The sequence below is a fragment of the Actinokineospora spheciospongiae genome (assembly GCF_003182415.1).
Lineage (GTDB): Bacteria > Actinomycetota > Actinomycetes > Mycobacteriales > Pseudonocardiaceae > Actinokineospora > Actinokineospora spheciospongiae.
The window spans coordinates 1-16,302 of record NZ_QHCP01000005.1 but is presented as its reverse complement, the minus strand read 5'-3'; the positions used below and the strand labels follow the sequence as shown (position 1 = coordinate 16,302).

Sequence of the window (16,302 nt, the reverse complement as noted above, 5' to 3'; positions counted from 1 at the left end):
GAACACGACGAGGGCCGGTATCCCGCTGCGGGGTGCCGGCCCTCCTCGTTGTCCGACCGACGAACCAGTGTTCCTGGGGCCTCGAAGCGCCGCCGGGAGGCGTGTGGGCGAGCTGGGGCCCCGGACGCGGGGGTTCAGACCATGTCGAGGACCGGTTCGAAGGCGAGTTCGGCGGCGCCGATCAGCTTGACGTCCGAGCCCATCGCCGAGGTGAGGACGCGGGTTCCGCCCACTGCCCGGCTCACCAGGGAGCGGCGGCTGACCTCGGCGCCCACGGCGGAGATCAGCGTCGGGGGCAGGGCGGTGAACAGGTCGCCCAGGACGACCAGTTCCGGGCCGAACACGTTGACGATGTTGACCAGGCCGATGGTCAGGAACTCGCGGAAGTCGCCCAGGACGGCGGTGATCCGCTCGGGGGTGGTCAGGGAGCGCAGTTCGGCGACGACCGCGCCGCGCGGGGTGCCCTCCGGCAGCTTGAGGGCGCGGCACAGGGCCAGTTCGCCCACCTCGGTCTCCCAGCACCCCCGGCTGCCGCAGTAGCAGGGGCGACCGCGCGGGTTGACCACCATGTGGCCGAGTTCGCCGACGTACCCGGCGGTGCCGCGCAGGGCCGAGCCGTCGGAGATGACGCCGCCGCCGACGCCCACGTCGGCGGAGACGTAGACGGCGTCGAGGGAGCCGCGGGCGGCGCCGCGGAGGTGTTCGGCGAGGGCGGCGATCTCCGCGTCGTTGGCGATGCGGATGGGGACCGAGAGGGCGCCGCCGAGGCGGTCGCCGAGGGGGACGTTGGTCCACTGGAGGTTCGGGGCCTCGTGGACGAAGCCGTCGGAGCGGCGGACGACGCCCGGGACCGACACGCCCGCCCCGACCATCCGCACGCCCAGTTCGGCGGCGAGGACCTGGGTGGACTCGATGACGTGGGTGATGACCTCGTCCGGTTCGCTGGCGCGGCCGTGCAGGTTCCAACTGTTGCGGCCGAGCATCTCCCCGCCCAGGCCGACCAGGGCGATCGCCACCTGCTCGACCCGGATATCGACCGCCACGACCACCGCCGCGTGCGCCTGTGGGAGGACCAGCAGCGACGGCCTGCCCGCGCCGGAGCGGGCCCGGGGCAGTCGTTCCTCGACCACCCCGGACTCCGCCAGCCCGTCGACCAGTGCCTTGATGGTGCTGCGGTTGAGCCCCAGTTCCGTCGCCAGGGACGCCCGGGTGGTGGGGCCCGCCACGTGCAGCCTGCGCAGCAGCGCGGTCCGGTTGTGCCTGCGCACCTCGTCGGGACGGGCTCCCGCCGTGGGCGTGCTGGTCACGTGCCTGCCTTCCGGTTGCCTACCTGGTGGAGACCGCCGCGCGCCTGCGCGAGAGGGCGTCGACGGTGGCCGCCAGCAACAGTACGAGGCCGGTGACGATGTTGACCACGGCGGCGGGCTGCTTGAGCAGGCCGAGGCCGTTCTCCACGACCGCCAGCACCAGACCGCCGACCACCGCGTGGAACACCTTGCCCCGCCCGCCGAACAGCGACGTGCCGCCGATGACGGCCGCGCCGACCGCGAACAGCAGGGTGTTGAGGCCACCGGCCTGCGGGTCGACCGAGCCGACCTTCGACGAGTACACGATCGCACCCAGGGCCGCCAGGGAGGAGGTGACGACGAACACGCTGGCCCGGATCTTGCCCACGTTGATGCCCGCGCGCCGAGCCGCCTCGGCGTTGCCGCCGACGGCGTAGATGTGGCGGCCGTAGCGGGTGCGGTTGAGCACGTAGGTGCCGATGACCAGCACCACGAGCACGATCGGCACCACGTACGGGACGCCCTCGATGACGACGGACTCGTTGGGCGAGCGGTTGAGCGTCAGCGCGAAGGTGGCCACCGCGGAGACGAGCGCGACCGCGCCGACCTTGGCCAGCACCAGCGGCGTCGGCATGGTGACCAGGCCGCGCTTGAGCCTGCTGAAGTGCTCGCCGAGCACGACCGCGGCGTAGCCGCCCGCCGCGACGACGAACAGGACCCAGCTCCCGAGCACGGGCAGGTTGCCGTTGGCGACGGAGAACAGCACCGGCTGGGTGCCGATGCCGAACACGCCGCCGTCGCCGATGAACTGCAGGATGACGCCCTGCCAGGTGATGAACAGCGCCAGGGTCACCACGAACGACGGCATGCCGATCTTGGAGACCAGGAAGCCGGTGACCACGCCGATCGCGGTGCCGACGCAGACCGCGAGCAGCATCTCGATCCACGGGTTGGGCGCCGCGCCGATCATGGCGATGACGATGGCGATCCCGGCCATGACCGCGCCCGCCCAGATGCGCATGAACAGCGCCAGGCCCGCGGCGACGACCAGGCCGGCGACGAACACGTAGAACACGGTGGAGCCCATGCCGCCGAGCAGGTTGCCCGAGCGCACGTAGTGCATGGCCATCACCGCCGCGGCCACACCGGAGGCGGTGCCCGCGGACAGGTCGATCTCGCCGAGCAGCAGGACGAACACCAGCCCCATGGCGATGATCATCTTGCCCGCGCCCTGGGCGAGCAGGTTCGCGGTGTTGTCCAGGGTGAGGAAGCTGTCGGACAGCACCCAGAACACCAGCACCATCACGGCCAGGCCGAGCACGGCGGGCAGCGAGCCCAGCTCGCCGCCGCGCAGCCGCGCGAAGTAGTCGCGCAGCGCCTCGCCGCTGGACTGGGTGGTGGTGTCGATGCCGAAGTCGGAGATGGCGCCGCCGGTGTCGGTCTTCTCGGTGGCTGGGGTTTCAGTCATTGGTGTGCCTCGGTGATCAGACTGTCGCGGACTCGGGGCGGGCCAGCCCGAGGTCTCCGGATCGGCCCGCGGTGATCAGCTCGACGACCTGGCCGTGCGTGACGTCCCTGGTCGGCACCTGGGCGACCATGCGGCCCAGGTAGAGGGTGGCGATCCGGTCGGCCACCTCGAACACGTCGGCCATGTTGTGGCTGATCAGCACCACACCCAGGCCCTGCTCGGCCAGCCTGCGCACCAGGTCGAGCACCTGCCGGGTCTGGGCGACGCCGAGCGCGGCGGTCGGCTCGTCGAGCAGCACGACCTTGCTCTCCCACAGCACCGACTTGGCGATGGCCACGGTCTGCCGCTGCCCGCCCGACAGCGAGGAGACCGGGGTGCGCACCGACTTGACCGTGCGCACCGACAGCGAGGCCAGGGTGTCGCGGGCGGCCTTCTCCATGCTGGCCTCGTCGAGCATCCAGGCGCTGCCGCGCTCGCGGCCGAGGAACATGTTCTGCACGATGTCGAGGTTGTCGGCCAGCGCGAGGTCCTGGTAGACGACCTCGATGCCCAGGTCGGCGGCGTCGCGCGGGCCGTTGATCGTCACCGGCCTGCCGTTGAAGGACACCTGCCCGGAGTCGGTCGGGTGGATGCCCGCCACGCACTTGACCAGGGTCGACTTGCCCGCGCCGTTGTCGCCGACGAGCGCGGTGACCTCACCGGCGCGCACGGTGAAGTCCACGTCGTGCAGCACGTGGACGGGTCCGAAGCTCTTGTTGAGCCCGGTGATCTCCAGAATGGGTTCGCTCATGGCGCGATCTCCTACGGGGAAGGACCGCCCCCGGCCCGGCGCGTGGGGGGAGACGCGCCGCGCCGGGGGCGGAGGACTTCGGTCAGCTGATGCCGAGCTGCGAGCAGACCGGGGCGAGGTCGCCGCCGCAGATCTCCGACGCCTTCACGTAGCCCTGCGTCACGACCTCCTTGACGGTGTCCTTGGTGGTCAGCTTCGGCTCCAGCAGAACCGACTTCACCTTGCGGTTGGCCTTGGTGTCGTCGCTGCTCTGCTTGGCCAGCGCGTCGGCGCCCGCGGTGTCGCCCTTGGCCAGCAGGGCGGCCAGGGAGGCGGTGTTCTCCGCCTCCTCCTTGATCGGCTTGAACACGGTCATGTACTGGTCGCCGCGCAGGATGGCCATCAGGCCGTCCGCGGTGGCGTCCTGGCCGGTCACCGGGACCTTGCCGTTGAGGCCGTTCTTGCGCAGCACGGTGATCACCGCACCGGCGAGGCCGTCGTTGGCGGCCACGACGCCGTCGACCTTGCCGCCGTTGCCGGTCAGGATCTGCTCGAAGGTGGTGCCGCCCTTCTGGTTGTCCCACCCGTCGATGGCCTGCTTCTGCACCAGCTTGAGCGTGCCCGCCTCGTACAGCGGCTTGAGGACGTTCTGCTGGCCGTTGTAGAACAGGGTCGCGTTGTTGTCGGTCGGGGCGCCCTCGATCTCGATGACCTGCGCGCCCGGCTTGTCCTTGAGCGCGTCGGCCAGGCCCTGGCCCTGGAGTTCGCCGACCTTCACGTTGTCGAAGGACACGTAGTAGTCGGAGCTGCCGCCGAGGTTGAGGCGGTCGTAGTCGATGGTGGGGATGCCGCGGGCCTTGGCCTTGGCCGCCACCGCGGTGCCGACCTCGGAGTTGATCGAGGCGATGACCAGGACCTTGACGCCCTGGCTGATCATGCCGTCCGCGAGGGTGGTGAACTTCTGCACGTCGCCCTGGGCGTTCTGGATGTCGGGTTCGAGGCCCTTGGCCTTCATCGCCGCTTCCAGCATGGGCTTGTCGAAGCCCTCCCAGCGGGCGGACGTCGCGGTTTCCGGCAGGATCACGCCGACCGGGATGCCCGGGCCGCTGCTCGCGGTGTCGCTGGACCCGCCGGAAGCGGGCGGGGCGGCCTGGTTGGCCCCGCACGCCGTCAGGGTCAGGGCCGTACCCAGCCCCGCGGCCAGGAATGCCAGAGTCTTGCTGCGCATCACGATGTCCCTTTCGATGCCGCTGGACGGTGCCGCCTGGACCCGGGGCGAGCTGACCGTTCCAAATGTTGTGGGCCACAACATATGCCGTTCGACCGGCGTCGGAAACCGGACTGACTCGATTCAGGTCCATTCGGTGGGACACGGTTTGGCAACGGAGTGGACATCTGCGCGCAATGCGTCCGGTCGGGTGCACGGATCGCGTCCGATCGGGCGCCGCGCGTAGGCGCGCACACCGGGGCATCCGCTCATCGGACCGCTCCCGCAGGTCACCGAGTCGACTCGGGGCGCGGGCTGTGTCCGCCGCGGGGGTCGAGCGGGGCCGCTACCAGGAGCGCAGGGTGGCGATGCGCTCTTCCAGTTGCTCCACGGTGGCCATCGCGGTGGGCGGGCCGCCGCAGGTGCGGCGCAGCTCGCCGTGGATCATGCCGTGCGGCTTGCCGGTGCGGTGGTGGGCCATGCCGACCAGGGCGTTGAGCTCCTTGCGCAGCGTCGCCAGGCGTTCCTGCACCGACTGCGGGCGGGCGACCGGGACCTCCCTGGGCTTGGCCGCCTCCTCCGCCGCCCTGCGCGAGCGGGCCTGGAGCTGGTCGTCCTGGCGCTGCTTGAGCAGGGCGCGGACCTGGTCGGGTTCGAGCAGGCCGGGCAGGCCGAGGTACTCCTGCTCCTCGTCGGAGCCGGAGAACGCCGAGGTGCCGAACGAGGAGCCGTCGAAGATGACCTGGTCCAGCTCCGCCGAGGCGCCCAGGGACGTGAACGCCTTCTCCTCCTCGCCCGGTTCGTCCTTGGTGCGGTTGGCGTCGGCGAGCAGGCCGTCGGCCCAGCCCTCCTCCTCCCGGTGCGGCTTGCCCAGGACGTGGTCGCGCTCGGCCTCCAGCTCGCTGGCCAGGTCGAGCAGCACCGGCACCGACGGCAGGAAGATGCTCGCGGTCTCCCCCGGGCGCCGGGCGCGCACGTAGCGGCCGATGGCCTGGGCGAAGAACAGCGGCGTCGAGGCGCTGGTGGCGTAGACGCCCACGGCCAGCCGGGGCACGTCGACGCCCTCGCTGACCATCCGGACCGCGACCAGCCAGCGGGCGGTGCCGTCGGAGAACTCCTGGATGCGGCCCGACGCCTTCGGGTCGTCGGAGAGCACCAGGGCCGGTTCCTCGCCGGTCATGGTGTGCAGGATCTTGGCGTAGGCCTTGGCGGTGACGTGGTCGGAGGCGATGACCAGCCCGCCCGCGTCCGGGATGCCGCCCTCGCGCAACTGGGTCAGCCGCACGTTCGCCGCGCCCAGCACCGACGGAATCCACTCCCCCGACGGGTCCAGCGCCGTGCGCCAGGCCCGGGCGGTCTGCTCGGCGGTCAGCGGCTCGCCGAGGCGGGCGGAGAACTCCTCGCCCGCGCTGGTGCGCCAGCTCGCCTCACCGGAGTAGGCCAGGAAGATCACCGGCCGGACCACGCCGTCGCGCAGCGCGTCGGAGTAGCCGTAGGTGTGGTCGGCCTTGGAGCGCTGGAAGCCCGCGCCGTCCGGCTCGTACTGGATGAACGGGATCGGCGAGTCGTCGGAGCGGAACGGGGTCCCGGTCAGCGCCAGCCGCCTGGTCGCCGGGGTGAACGCCTCGCGGACCGCGTCGCCCCAGCTCTTGGCGTCGCCGCCGTGGTGGATCTCGTCGAGGACCACCAGCGTCTTGCGCTGCTCGGTGCGCACCCGGTGCAGCGCGGGGTGCGCGGCGACCTGCGCGTAGGTGACCGCGACGCCCAGGTAGTCGCTGGAGGTCTGGCCCATCGAGTTGGTGAAGTTCGGGTCGATCGGGATGCCCGCCGCCGCGGCCGAGGCCGCCCACTGGTGCTTGAGGTGCTCGGTCGGGGCGACGACGGTGATCCGCTCGACCGTGCGGTCGGCGAGCAGCTCGGCGGCGACCCGCAGCCCGAAGACCGTCTTGCCCGCGCCCGGCGTCGCCACCGCGAGGAAGTCCTTGGGCCTGCGGGTGAGGTACATCGTCAGCGCGCGGCGCTGCCAGGCCCGCAGCGGTCGGGCGGGCGGGGTCCGCTGTTCCTGGGTGTCCGGTTCAACCTCGGCCCGGGTCACGGGATGCCCCAGCTCCTTCCAGCCACTCGGCGCACATGCGAACGCCCTCAATCGGCTCGCGCCGGGCGGCGGTGCGCGGCGGTCGGTCCCGGTGTGAGGGCGTCCGTGAGACTACCCGGCCCCCGTCGGTGATCGCCGCCTGACGCGACACGCGGGTAACGATCGCCCGGGCCGTGCGGCCGGATCACCACTGATGAGCCATGCTGGGCGCGATGAACCCGCTGTCCGGACACCCGACCGGCCGCGACGGCGCGCCCCCGCGGCGCCGGGGACCGTGGCGGCTGGTCAAGCGCACCCTGGGCAAGGCGTGGGGCGGGAACATCTTCTCCGAGGCGGCGGAGTCGGCGTTCTGGCAGGTCCTGTCGCTGCCGCCGCTGCTGCTGGGACTGCTGGGCAGCCTCGGTTACGTGGCGGAGTGGTTCGGCCGCGACGTCATCCAATCGGTGCAGGCCAGCATCATCGACATCTCCCGCACCGCGTTCAGCGGCAACGTGGTGACGCAGATCATCGAGCCGACGGTCAACGACATCCTCACCGTCGGGCGCGGCGAGATCGTCTCGATCGGCTTCCTCATCTCGCTGTGGGCGGGCTCGTCGGCGATGTCGTCGTTCGTCGACGCGATCACCGTGGCGCACGACCAGTACGGGGTGCGCAACGAGGTGTGGCAGCGGATCTTCTCGCTGCTGATCTACATGGCCAGCCTGGTGCTGCTGATCGTGGGGCTGCCGGTGCTGGCGCTGGGACCGGACCTGTTGCCGAACCTGTTCCCGGTGTCCTGGCGGCCGACGATCGTCGCTTACCTGTCGTTCACCTACTACCCGGCGATCGGGCTGCTGATCGTGCTGGCGCTGGCCACGCTCTACAAGCTGGCCCTGCCGCGGAAGTTGCCCTGGCACCGCGGGGTCCCCGGCGCGCTGCTGGCGATGGTGTTCTTCATCTTCTCCAGCATCGGCCTGCGGTTCTACATCGGCGCCATCACCTCCACCGGCTACACCTACGGCGCGCTGGCCACCCCGATCGCGTTCCTGCTGTTCGCCTACTTCATCGGGCTCGCGGTGGTGATCGGCGCCTACTTCAACTCCGCCATCCAGGAGCTGTGGCCCGCGCGGATGACCCGGCGGGAGCGGCGGCGCTGGCAGCGGCTGGAACTGGAGCGGGCCGCCGGGCAGATCCACTCCGAGGAGAGCGCCCGGGCCTGGCACGACGAGGACCCGGACGCCCCGGCCGGGAACGGCACCCGGGGACCCGACTCAGTGGACGGGTCGGCCCAACCTCCCGCCGGCACTGTGGACGGACCGGAACCCTTGGGCACCAAGGAGAACGGGTTGCGCCGGGCGTCGCCCACCCGGGGTGAGCCCTCTCCCTGACGGAGTTCCCGGTGGACCGGAACGGCTCTCAGGTTCGGTGTGCCAGGCTGACGCCACCCCGCGCGGGCAGCGGTGCCACCGGGGTTTCACCGGGGTCACACCGAGGGGACACACACAGCCATGTCCGTGCTGGCAAGACTGAGCCTGAGCAACCGGGGACTGGTGGGGTTGCTCAGCCTGCTGGTCATCGGGTTCGGCGTCATCGCCCTGCCGTCGCTGCGCCAACAGCTCTTCCCGTCCATCCAACTGCCCGCCGCGGTGGTCGTCGCGCCCTACCCGGGTGCCTCGCCCGACGTGGTCGACAGCGAGATCGCCGAGCCGATCGCGGCGGCGGCCCGGGGCATCCCCGGCGTCGAGCAGGTCACCACCCGCTCCGCCGAGGGCTCGGCGACGGTGCAGGTGCAGTTCGTCTACGGCACCGACCTGGACAACGGGGTCGCGCAGATCCAGCAGGCGGTCAACCGGCTGCGCCCGCAGCTTCCGCAGGACGTGGAGCCGACCGTCGCGCAGGGCAGCACCGACGACATCCCGGTCGTCACGCTGGCCGCCACGGTGGGCGCCGACGAGGCCGCCACGGCGGCCCGGCTGCGCGCGGAGGTGCTGCCCGGCCTGGAGGAGATCCCCGGTGTGCGGGAGGTGTCGCTGACCGGCGCCCGGGAACAGACGGTCACCGTGACCCTCGACTACGCGAGGCTGGCCGCGGCCGGGGTGGAGCCGACGGCGTTGACCGCCGCCCTCTCCGCCGCGGGCCGCTCGACGCCCGCTGGAACCCTCAGCGAGGGCGACAACACGCTGTCGGTGCAGGTGGGCGGCCCACTGGGGTCGGTGGACGACCTGCGCGCGCTGACCATCCCCGGCCGCGCGGGCCCGGTGCGGTTGGCCGACATCGCCACCGTCGAGCAGGGCCTGGCCGCCCCGACCGCGATCACCCGCACCGACGGGCAGGCCACCCTCGGCGTGTCGATGACCATGACCGCCGACGGCAACGCGGTGGACATCTCCCAGGCCGTGCGCGGCAAGCTCGACGAGCTGGGCCGTTCGGCGGACACGAAGCTCACCGTCGTCTCCGACCAGGGGCCGCAGGTGCGGAAGGCGATCAGCGGCCTGACCACCGAGGGGCTGCTGGGGCTGCTGTTCGCGGTGGTGGTGATCCTGCTGTTCCTGCTGTCGCTGCGCTCGACGCTGGTGACGGCGGTGTCGATCCCGCTGTCGGTGCTGGTGGCGCTGCTGGCGCTGTGGATCGGTGACCTGTCGCTGAACCTGCTGACGCTGGGCGCGCTGACCATCGCCATCGGCCGGGTCGTCGACGACTCGATCGTGGTGCTGGAGAACATCAAGCGACACCTGGGTTACGGCGAACCCAAGCAGCGGGCGGTGCTCGACGGCACCCGGGAGGTGGCGGGCGCGGTGACCGCGTCGACGCTGACCACGGTGGCGGTGTTCCTGCCGATCGCGTTCGTCGGCGGCATCGCCGGTGAGCTGTTCGGGCCGTTCTCGATCACCGTGACGGTGGCGCTGCTGGCCTCGCTGGTCGTGTCGCTGACGGTGGTGCCGGTGGTGGCGTACTGGTTCCTCAAGCCGCCCGCGGTCCCCGCCGACGCCGCCGCGGCCGAGACCGCCCGCGAGGCCGCGATCGCCAAGGAGCGCAGGAGCCCGCTGCAACGCGCCTACGTCCCGGTGCTGCGGTTCGCCACCCGCAAGCGCGGGACGACGGTGCTGGTGGCCGTGCTGATCTTCATCGGCACGGGGGTGCTGGCCGGTCAGTTGACGACCAACTTCCTCGACCAGTCCGGCAACACGGCCCTGCGGCTGACCCAGGAGCTGCCGCCCGGCGCGAGCCTGGCCGCCCGCGACGAGGCGGCGCGCAAGCTGGAGACCGTGCTCGGTGAGGCCGAGGAGGTCGAGACCTACCAGGTGACCGTCGGCGGCGACCAGCAGTTCGCGGCCTTCGGGCTCGGTGGCACCGGAGCCACCTCGGCCAACGCCACCGTCCGCGAGGGCACCGACCTGACCGCGTTGCAGGACCGGCTGACCGAGCGGCTGGCGAACGTGCCCGGCAGCGGCACGGTCAAGTTCGGCGCGGCGGCGGCCGGGTTCGCCTCCGACACCGTGCAGGTCGTCGTCACCGCCCCGGACGCGGCGTCGCTCAAGACCGCCGCGGACGCCGTGCAGCGGGTCGTCTCGGAGACCCCGGGGCTGGCCGAGGTCAGCAACGACCTCGCGGTCAGCGCGCCCCGGGTGCAGGTGCTCGTCGACCAGCGGGCCGCCGCGGCGCGCGGGCTGAGCACGCAGACCGTCGCCCAGTTCGCCACCCAGGCGCTGCGCGGCACCCCAGTCGCGGAGTTGGCGATCGGCGGCACCCGGCAGCAGGTCGTGCTGCGCACCGGGACCGCGCCCGGTGACGTCGACGCGCTGCGCGCCCTCCCGCTGCCCGGCGCGGGCGGCGTGGTCACCCTGGGCGAGGTGGCGCAGGTGTCCACAGTCGACGGTCCGACCCAGGTCCGGCGCACCGGGGGCGAGCGCAGCACCACCGTCTCGGCCAAGGCCACCGGCGCCGACCTGGGCGCGGTCACCGCCGACCTGACCGCCCGGCTGGACGCGACCACCCTCACCGGGGGCGCGGAGTACGAGATCGGCGGCGTCAGCGCCGACCAGGCCTCGACGTTCCAGGACCTCGGGCTGGCCATGCTGGCGGCCATCGCGATCGTCTTCATGATCATGGTGGCCACGTTCCGCAGCCTGGTGCAGCCGCTGATCCTGCTGGTGTCCATCCCGTTCGCCGCCACCGGCGCGATCGGGCTGCTGCTGGCCACCGGCACCCCGCTGGGCCTGCCGTCGCTGATCGGGATGCTGATGCTGGTGGGCATCGTTGTCACCAACGCGATCGTGCTGATCGACCTGGTCAACCAGTACCGGGCCGACGGCATGTCCGTCGTGGACGCGGTGGTGGAGGGCGGTCGCCGCAGGTTGCGGCCCATCCTGATGACCGCCGCGGCGACCATCTTCGCCCTGGTCCCGATGGCGCTGGGCGTCACCGGGGAGGGCGGGTTCATCGGCAAGCCGCTGGCCATCGTGGTCATCGGCGGGCTGATCAGCTCGACCGTGCTGACCCTGGTCCTGGTGCCGACCCTCTACACGATGGTCGAGAACCTCAAGGAGCGCAGGCGGGCGAAGAAGTCCCCGCCGCCGCAGGCCCCGGCCGAACCGTCGCCGGAGCCCGCCACCAGCTCCGCCTGACCCCCGGACGGCGAAGGGCCCCGCGCGCGGGGCCCTTCGCCGTTCCTGCGGCCTTCCCACTCCAGGCGCAGCGGCCGCGGGAGGGGCGAACGCCGCTCAGTCCTTCATCTGCTCGTAGATCTTCTTGCAGTCGGGGCAGACCGGGGAACCGGGCTTGGGGCTCTTGGTCACCGGGAAGACCTCACCGCACAGGGCCACGACCATGTTGCCCATGACCGCGCTCTCGGCGATCTTGTTCTTGCGGACGTAGTGGAACATCTTCGGCGTGTCGTCGCCGGTGGTCTCGGTGCCCTCCGGGCGGGTGTCGACCTCGGGGCGGGTCTGGGTGGGTGCGCTCATGGCTCCATGATGCAACACCGCGCCGAAAACCCGCTCGGGCGGTGGCGTCGTGCGGCAGGATGCCGAGCATGTTCCAGAAGGTGCTGGCCGGTTTCGGCTCCGGCGGGGCGAAGGTCGACGCCCGCCTCCTCGACCGCGCCGTCCGACCGGGCGGCGTCCTGCACGGCGAGGTGCTGCTCCTCGGCGGGCAGGTCGACCAGGAGGTCGACGCGCTCGGCGTCACCCTGCTGACCAGGGTGGAGACCGGCGACGACGGCGAGACCGCCGACCTGCCGGTGCAGACCGTGCGGCTGGCAGGCCACGAGGTGGTCCGGGCGGGCGCTCGGCTGCAGGTGCCGTTCGAGGTGCACCTGCCCTGGGAGACGCCGGTGACCACGGTGTTCGGCAAGCACCTGACCGGCATGGCGGTGGGCCTGCAGACCAACCTCGACCTGGCGGGCGCGGTGGTGGACCCGCAGGACGTGGACGCGGTGGCGGTCGAGCCGCTGCCCGCCCAGCACCGGGTCCTGGACGCGATGAGCAGGCTCGGCTTCACCTTCCGCGAGGCGGGCATGGCGCGCGACCGGCTCGACGGCGTCGACCAGCAGCTCCCGTTCTTCCAGGAGATCGTCTTCGGCCCCTCCCCCGCGTTCGAGCGCGTCTTCGACCGGGTGGTGGTGACGTTCCTGGCCCGGCCCGCCGACGTGCGGGTGGTGCTGGAGGTGACCAAGCGGGTGCGGGTGGCCAGGGGCGGTGGCCTGGGCAACCGCGGGCAGGCGTTCCTCGGCTCGTTCACCGTGGCCCACACCGCGGTCGGGGCGAACTGGGAGCAGCAACTGGAGGGCTGGTTGCGGCAGGTCGCGGCCCCGCGCGGCATCTTCGACTGAGCCCCGGCCGACCCCGGGCGCGCGGGTGGACCCCGGCTGACGCATGATGCCCGGCGTGAGTGGAACCGAGCACCTGGACCTGGCCGAAGAGGTCGCCGACGCGCTGGCCGAGGGTCGCGGCGTCGTCGCGCTGGAGAGCACCCTGCTGGCGCACGGGCTGCCCGCGTCGGTGAGCCTGGACGTCGGCAGGCGCCTGGAGGACGTGGTCCGGGCGGCCGGGGCGGTCCCGGCGACCATCGCCCTGCTCGACGGCCGGGCCAGGGTCGGCCTCGACGACGGGCGGTTGCAGCGGCTGTGCGCCGACGACTCCGGCCTGCGCAAGCTCTCCCGCCGCGACCTGGGCCCGGCGCTGGCCCTGGGCCGCGACGGGGCGACCACGGTGGCCGCGACCGCGACCCTGGCCGCCCAGGCGGGCATCGGCGTGTTCGCCACCGGCGGCCTCGGCGGCGTGCACCTGACCGTGCCGCGCGGCGCGGCGGCCTGGGACGTCTCCGCCGACCTCGACGTGCTGTCGGCGACCCCGGTGACCGTGGTGTGCTCCGGGGTGAAGTCGGTCCTCGACATCGCCGCGACGGTGGAGGTGCTGGAGACCCGGTCGATCCCGGTCCTGGGCTACCGCACGGACTCCTTCCCCAGCTTCTACCTGCGGGTGTCCGCCTTCGAGGTGCCGTGGCGGGTCGAGGACCCGAGGCAGGCCGCCGCCGCGATCGCCGCGCACCGCGACCACGTGCCCGGCGGTGCGGGCGTGCTGCTGGTGAACCCGATCCCGGCGGAGCACGAGCTGGACCGGGAGCTGCACGACCGGCTGCTGCTGGAGGGCATGGACCTGCTGCGCGAGCGCGACGTCCGCGGCAAGGACGTCACCCCGGTGCTGCTCGACCACTTCCACCGCGGCAGTGGCGGCGCCAGCCTCACCGCCAACATCGAACTGGTCGCCGACAACACCAGGGTGGCCGCCGAGGTCGCCGTTGAGCTGGCTCAGCCCCGGTAGATCCTGGCCACGACGTCCTCGATGTCGGGTTCCTGCACGGACAGGTCGCGCAGCGGCACGATCCGGGCGAGCGCGGCGACCACCTCGCCCGCCGCCCGGCCGTCGAGGGTCAGCGTGACCCGGGTGCCGTCGGCCTCCACCGCCGCCACCGCGGCGCCCGGCACGGTCTGCCCGGCGGGCCAGGGCGCGTCGAGGTCGGCGACGATCGTGCGGCGGGAGCCGTGGCGGGTGTGCAGGGCGTCGAGGGTGCCGTCGTGCACGACCCGGCCGTGGTCGATCACCACCAGCCGCTCGCACAGCTTCTCGATGTCGGCGAGGTCGTGCGTGGTCAGCACGACGGTGGTGTCGCCGCGGCGGTCCAGCTCGGCCAGGAACCCGCGGACGGCCTGCTTGCTCAGCACGTCGAGGCCGATGGTCGGCTCGTCGAGGAACAGCACCTCCGGGCCGTGCAGCAGCGCCGCGGTCAGCTCCCCGCGCATCCGCTGCCCGAGGGAGAGCTGGCGGACCGGGGTGCGGGTGAACCCGTCGAGGTCGAGCAGGTCCGAGCAGGTGCGCAGCCGGGCGGCGTGCTCGGCGGCGGGCACCCGGTAGATGTGGCGCAGCAGCTCGAAGGACTCCCCAGCGGCAGGTCCCACCACAACTGCGACCGCTGCCCGAAGACCACCCCGATCCGGCGGGCCAGCGTCGTGCGGTCGGCCACCGGGTCCAGCCCGCACACCCGCACGCGCCCGGCACTGGGGGTCAGCACACCGGTGAGCACCTTGAGCGTGGTCGACTTCCCCGCGCCGTTGGGCCCGATGTAGCCGATCAGCTCACCGCGCCCGACGACCAGGTCCACTCCGTCCACCGCGGACACGACGGTGCGCTCGCGGCGCAGCCGCCCCACCTTCGTGGTGACGGTGAAGTCCTTGCGCAGCCCGGAAACCTCGATGATCACGATCCTGTGCTCCGGTAGTTGCGGACCCCCACGCGCCAGAACAGCGCGGCGAGGCAGGCGGCGACGAGCGCGACCACCGGCGAGCACCAGCGCAGCCAGTCCGGCAGGCCGAGCGGGTCGGGGCGGTCGAGCAGGGCGAGGGCGGGCAGGTACGCCACGAACGCGAACCCCAGGGCGATGGCGAACAGGTCGCGGAACCAGCCGCCGAACATGGTGACCGGGTAGGAGGTGAAGTCGCGGCCGCCGTAGGTGAACGCGTTGGCGACCTCCCCGGACTCGATCCACCAGAACGCCACGGTGGCCCCGGCGACGAACAGGCTGCCGAAGAAGACCCCGCCCACCAGCGGCGCGACCACCGCCAGCACGGCCGCGCCGAGGGTCCAGTGCACGCCCGCGACGGCCAGCGCGACGACGTAGAGCACGAGCCCCTGCACGACGCGGCCGACCCGGCGGAAGGCGAAGTTCACCGCCACGAGCTGCGCCAGCGTCGACAGCGGTCGCAGCAGCAGCGAGTCGAACTGCCCGCTGCGCACGTACTCGCGCAGCCGGTCGGCGGTGCCCACGGCCATGTCGGCCAGGGAGAACGACGCCGCCGACAGCGCCGCCATGAGCAGCACCGGCCCGCCGCCGAACCCGCCGAGCCCCCCGGTCACCGAGAACAGCACGAAGACCGTGGCGATGTCGAGGGCGTTGACCGCCATGCTGCCGAACAGGTCGATCAGGAACGAGGCGCGGTACTGCGCCTGGGAGCGGACCTGCGCCCGGACCACGTGCGCGTAGACGCGGGCGCTAGCCACCCTGCACGACCAGCCTGCGCACCCCGCGCCGCTGCACCACCCGGCAGGCCCAGAGCAGCAGGAGAGCCCACGCGGCCTGACCGGCGAGCACCAGCAGCCCGTGCCCGAGCCCGCCGCGCTCGACCGCGATGTCGATCGAGGACTGCATCAGCACCGGGAACGGCGTGGCCACCCACAGCAGCGTCGAGAGCCACTCCGGCAGGACCGCCAGCGGGAAGTACAGGCCGCTGGCGAAGCCGGAGAAGAACACCCACACCATGTTCAGCCCGCGGATGTCGAGCAGCCAGAACGCGGTGAGGCCGATCAGGTAGCGGCAGGCGAAGCCGGTGACCACGGCCAGCACCAGCGACAGGAGCAGGACCGGGTACACCAGCGGGTCGTCCGGCACGTACAGCCCGAACGCGAACGCGCCCACCCCCAGCGGGACGGCGAGCCGGGTCAGCACGGCGAAGCAGGCCCGGCCCAGGTCGGTCCACAGGTAGGTCCACAGTGGATCGATCGGGCGCAGCAGGTCGGCGACCACGTCCCCGGTCCGCACCCGCTCGGCCAGGTCCAGCGGCGTCCAACTGTTGACCGTGGCGAGCATCCCCTGCCCGAGCCAGACGTAGGTGACCAACTGCGAGCCGCTGTAGCCCGCCACCGAGCCCGTCTCCTGGGCGACCGAGAGCAGCAGGTAGCAGCGCAGGAAGCCGAACACGCTGTTGGTGAAGATCCCGGCGAAGGTGGCCTGGCGGTAGGTGGAGTAGCGGCGGAACCCGGCCGCGAGGAGGGCCAGCGGGGCGCGCGACACTGCCTGCCTCCTCCGGGGGTCGTGGCCGCGGACGGGGCGGCCGAAGGGGCTTTCTACCCTAGGGCCTGTCCTCAAAGCCGGTCGGGTTGATCTGCTTTGATCTTGTGCCGTGGTGCGCAGGCATGAGTTGACCGATGAGCAGTGGCAGGTGGT

At 72.2% G+C, this 16,302-nt stretch carries 14 protein-coding genes; 4 read left to right on the top strand and 10 right to left on the bottom strand.

Annotated elements, in window-relative coordinates; genetic code table 11:
* Positions 1-134 precede the first annotated feature (134 nt).
* The 5 genes from DFQ13_RS14220 to DFQ13_RS14200 form a co-directional block, all read right to left on the bottom strand.
* Positions 135-1,268, bottom strand: coding sequence for an ROK family protein (locus DFQ13_RS14220; protein ID WP_035280040.1), 1,134 nt, complete (start codon positions 1,266-1,268; stop codon positions 135-137).
* A 58-nt stretch (positions 1,269-1,326) separates the two neighbouring features.
* Positions 1,327-2,754, bottom strand: a complete 1,428-nt coding sequence (locus DFQ13_RS14215) for a sugar ABC transporter permease (protein WP_110080180.1) — start codon at positions 2,752-2,754, stop codon at positions 1,327-1,329.
* A gap of 16 nt (positions 2,755-2,770) precedes the next feature.
* Positions 2,771-3,544, bottom strand: a complete 774-nt coding sequence (locus tag DFQ13_RS14210; protein ID WP_035280042.1) for an ATP-binding cassette domain-containing protein — start codon at positions 3,542-3,544, stop codon at positions 2,771-2,773.
* Between the two features lie 82 nt (positions 3,545-3,626).
* Entirely contained in the window at positions 3,627-4,751 is a 1,125-nt protein-coding gene (locus DFQ13_RS14205; RefSeq protein ID WP_035280044.1) for a sugar ABC transporter substrate-binding protein, read from the bottom strand.
* A 325-nt stretch (positions 4,752-5,076) separates the two neighbouring features.
* On the bottom strand, positions 5,077-6,825 hold the full coding sequence (locus DFQ13_RS14200) for a DEAD/DEAH box helicase (RefSeq protein ID WP_035280045.1): 1,749 nt from the start codon (positions 6,823-6,825) through the stop codon (positions 5,077-5,079).
* Positions 6,826-7,037: 212 nt separating this feature from the next.
* Here DFQ13_RS14200 and DFQ13_RS14195 point away from each other — a divergent pair, with 212 nt between their 5' ends.
* Positions 7,038-8,192: a YihY/virulence factor BrkB family protein gene (locus tag DFQ13_RS14195; protein ID WP_181399982.1), complete on the top strand. Its 1,155-nt coding sequence runs from the start codon at positions 7,038-7,040 to the stop codon at positions 8,190-8,192.
* Between the two features lie 120 nt (positions 8,193-8,312).
* Positions 8,313-11,429 (top strand): efflux RND transporter permease subunit, encoded by a 3,117-nt coding sequence (locus DFQ13_RS14190; RefSeq protein ID WP_110080178.1) that lies wholly within the window; start codon positions 8,313-8,315, stop codon positions 11,427-11,429.
* Positions 11,430-11,525: 96 nt separating this feature from the next.
* Here DFQ13_RS14190 and DFQ13_RS14185 read toward each other — a convergent pair whose 3' ends face one another.
* Entirely contained in the window at positions 11,526-11,768 is a 243-nt protein-coding gene (locus DFQ13_RS14185) for a DUF3039 domain-containing protein (protein WP_035280047.1), read from the bottom strand.
* A 68-nt stretch (positions 11,769-11,836) separates the two neighbouring features.
* Here DFQ13_RS14185 and DFQ13_RS14180 point away from each other — a divergent pair, with 68 nt between their 5' ends.
* Entirely contained in the window at positions 11,837-12,634 is a 798-nt protein-coding gene (locus tag DFQ13_RS14180) for a sporulation protein (RefSeq protein ID WP_110080177.1), read from the top strand.
* Positions 12,635-12,689: 55 nt separating this feature from the next.
* Positions 12,690-13,625: a pseudouridine-5'-phosphate glycosidase gene (locus tag DFQ13_RS14175; RefSeq protein ID WP_233438407.1), complete on the top strand. Its 936-nt coding sequence runs from the start codon at positions 12,690-12,692 to the stop codon at positions 13,623-13,625.
* On the opposite strand, the gene DFQ13_RS35615 is transcribed toward DFQ13_RS14175, so the two are convergent.
* From DFQ13_RS35615 to DFQ13_RS14160, 4 genes are read right to left on the bottom strand one after another with little or no spacing between them, the layout of a single operon-like run.
* Entirely contained in the window at positions 13,613-14,164 is a 552-nt protein-coding gene (locus DFQ13_RS35615; RefSeq protein ID WP_267897662.1) for an ATP-binding cassette domain-containing protein, read from the bottom strand. The genes DFQ13_RS14175 and DFQ13_RS35615 overlap by 13 nt on opposite strands.
* Positions 14,089-14,562 carry an ATP-binding cassette domain-containing protein gene (locus DFQ13_RS35610; protein WP_267897657.1) on the bottom strand — a complete coding sequence of 158 codons (474 nt, stop codon included), beginning with the start codon at positions 14,560-14,562 and terminating at the stop codon, positions 14,089-14,091. The genes DFQ13_RS35615 and DFQ13_RS35610 overlap by 76 nt, the downstream gene beginning before the upstream one ends.
* Positions 14,559-15,359 carry an ABC transporter permease gene (locus DFQ13_RS14165; RefSeq protein ID WP_233438406.1) on the bottom strand — a complete coding sequence of 267 codons (801 nt, stop codon included), beginning with the start codon at positions 15,357-15,359 and terminating at the stop codon, positions 14,559-14,561. The genes DFQ13_RS35610 and DFQ13_RS14165 overlap by 4 nt, the downstream gene beginning before the upstream one ends.
* Positions 15,352-16,149: an ABC transporter permease gene (locus tag DFQ13_RS14160; protein ID WP_110080175.1), complete on the bottom strand. Its 798-nt coding sequence runs from the start codon at positions 16,147-16,149 to the stop codon at positions 15,352-15,354. The genes DFQ13_RS14165 and DFQ13_RS14160 overlap by 8 nt, the downstream gene beginning before the upstream one ends.
* Positions 16,150-16,302 lie beyond the last annotated feature (153 nt).

Bases quoted from the DNA above. Each gene is read 5' to 3' on its own strand.
- DFQ13_RS14215 (WP_110080180.1), bottom strand. From the start codon at position 2,754: ATGACTGAAACCCCAGCCACCGAGAAGACCGACACCGGCGGCGCCATC.
- DFQ13_RS14210 (WP_035280042.1), bottom strand. From the start codon at position 3,544: ATGAGCGAACCCATTCTGGAGATCACCGGGCTCAACAAGAGCTTCGGA.
- DFQ13_RS14205 (WP_035280044.1), bottom strand. From the start codon at position 4,751: ATGCGCAGCAAGACTCTGGCATTCCTGGCCGCGGGGCTGGGTACGGCC.
- DFQ13_RS14195 (WP_181399982.1), top strand. From the start codon at position 7,038: ATGAACCCGCTGTCCGGACACCCGACCGGCCGCGACGGCGCGCCCCCG.
- DFQ13_RS14190 (WP_110080178.1), top strand. From the start codon at position 8,313: ATGTCCGTGCTGGCAAGACTGAGCCTGAGCAACCGGGGACTGGTGGGG.
- DFQ13_RS14185 (WP_035280047.1), bottom strand. From the start codon at position 11,768: ATGAGCGCACCCACCCAGACCCGCCCCGAGGTCGACACCCGCCCGGAG.
- DFQ13_RS14180 (WP_110080177.1), top strand. From the start codon at position 11,837: ATGTTCCAGAAGGTGCTGGCCGGTTTCGGCTCCGGCGGGGCGAAGGTC.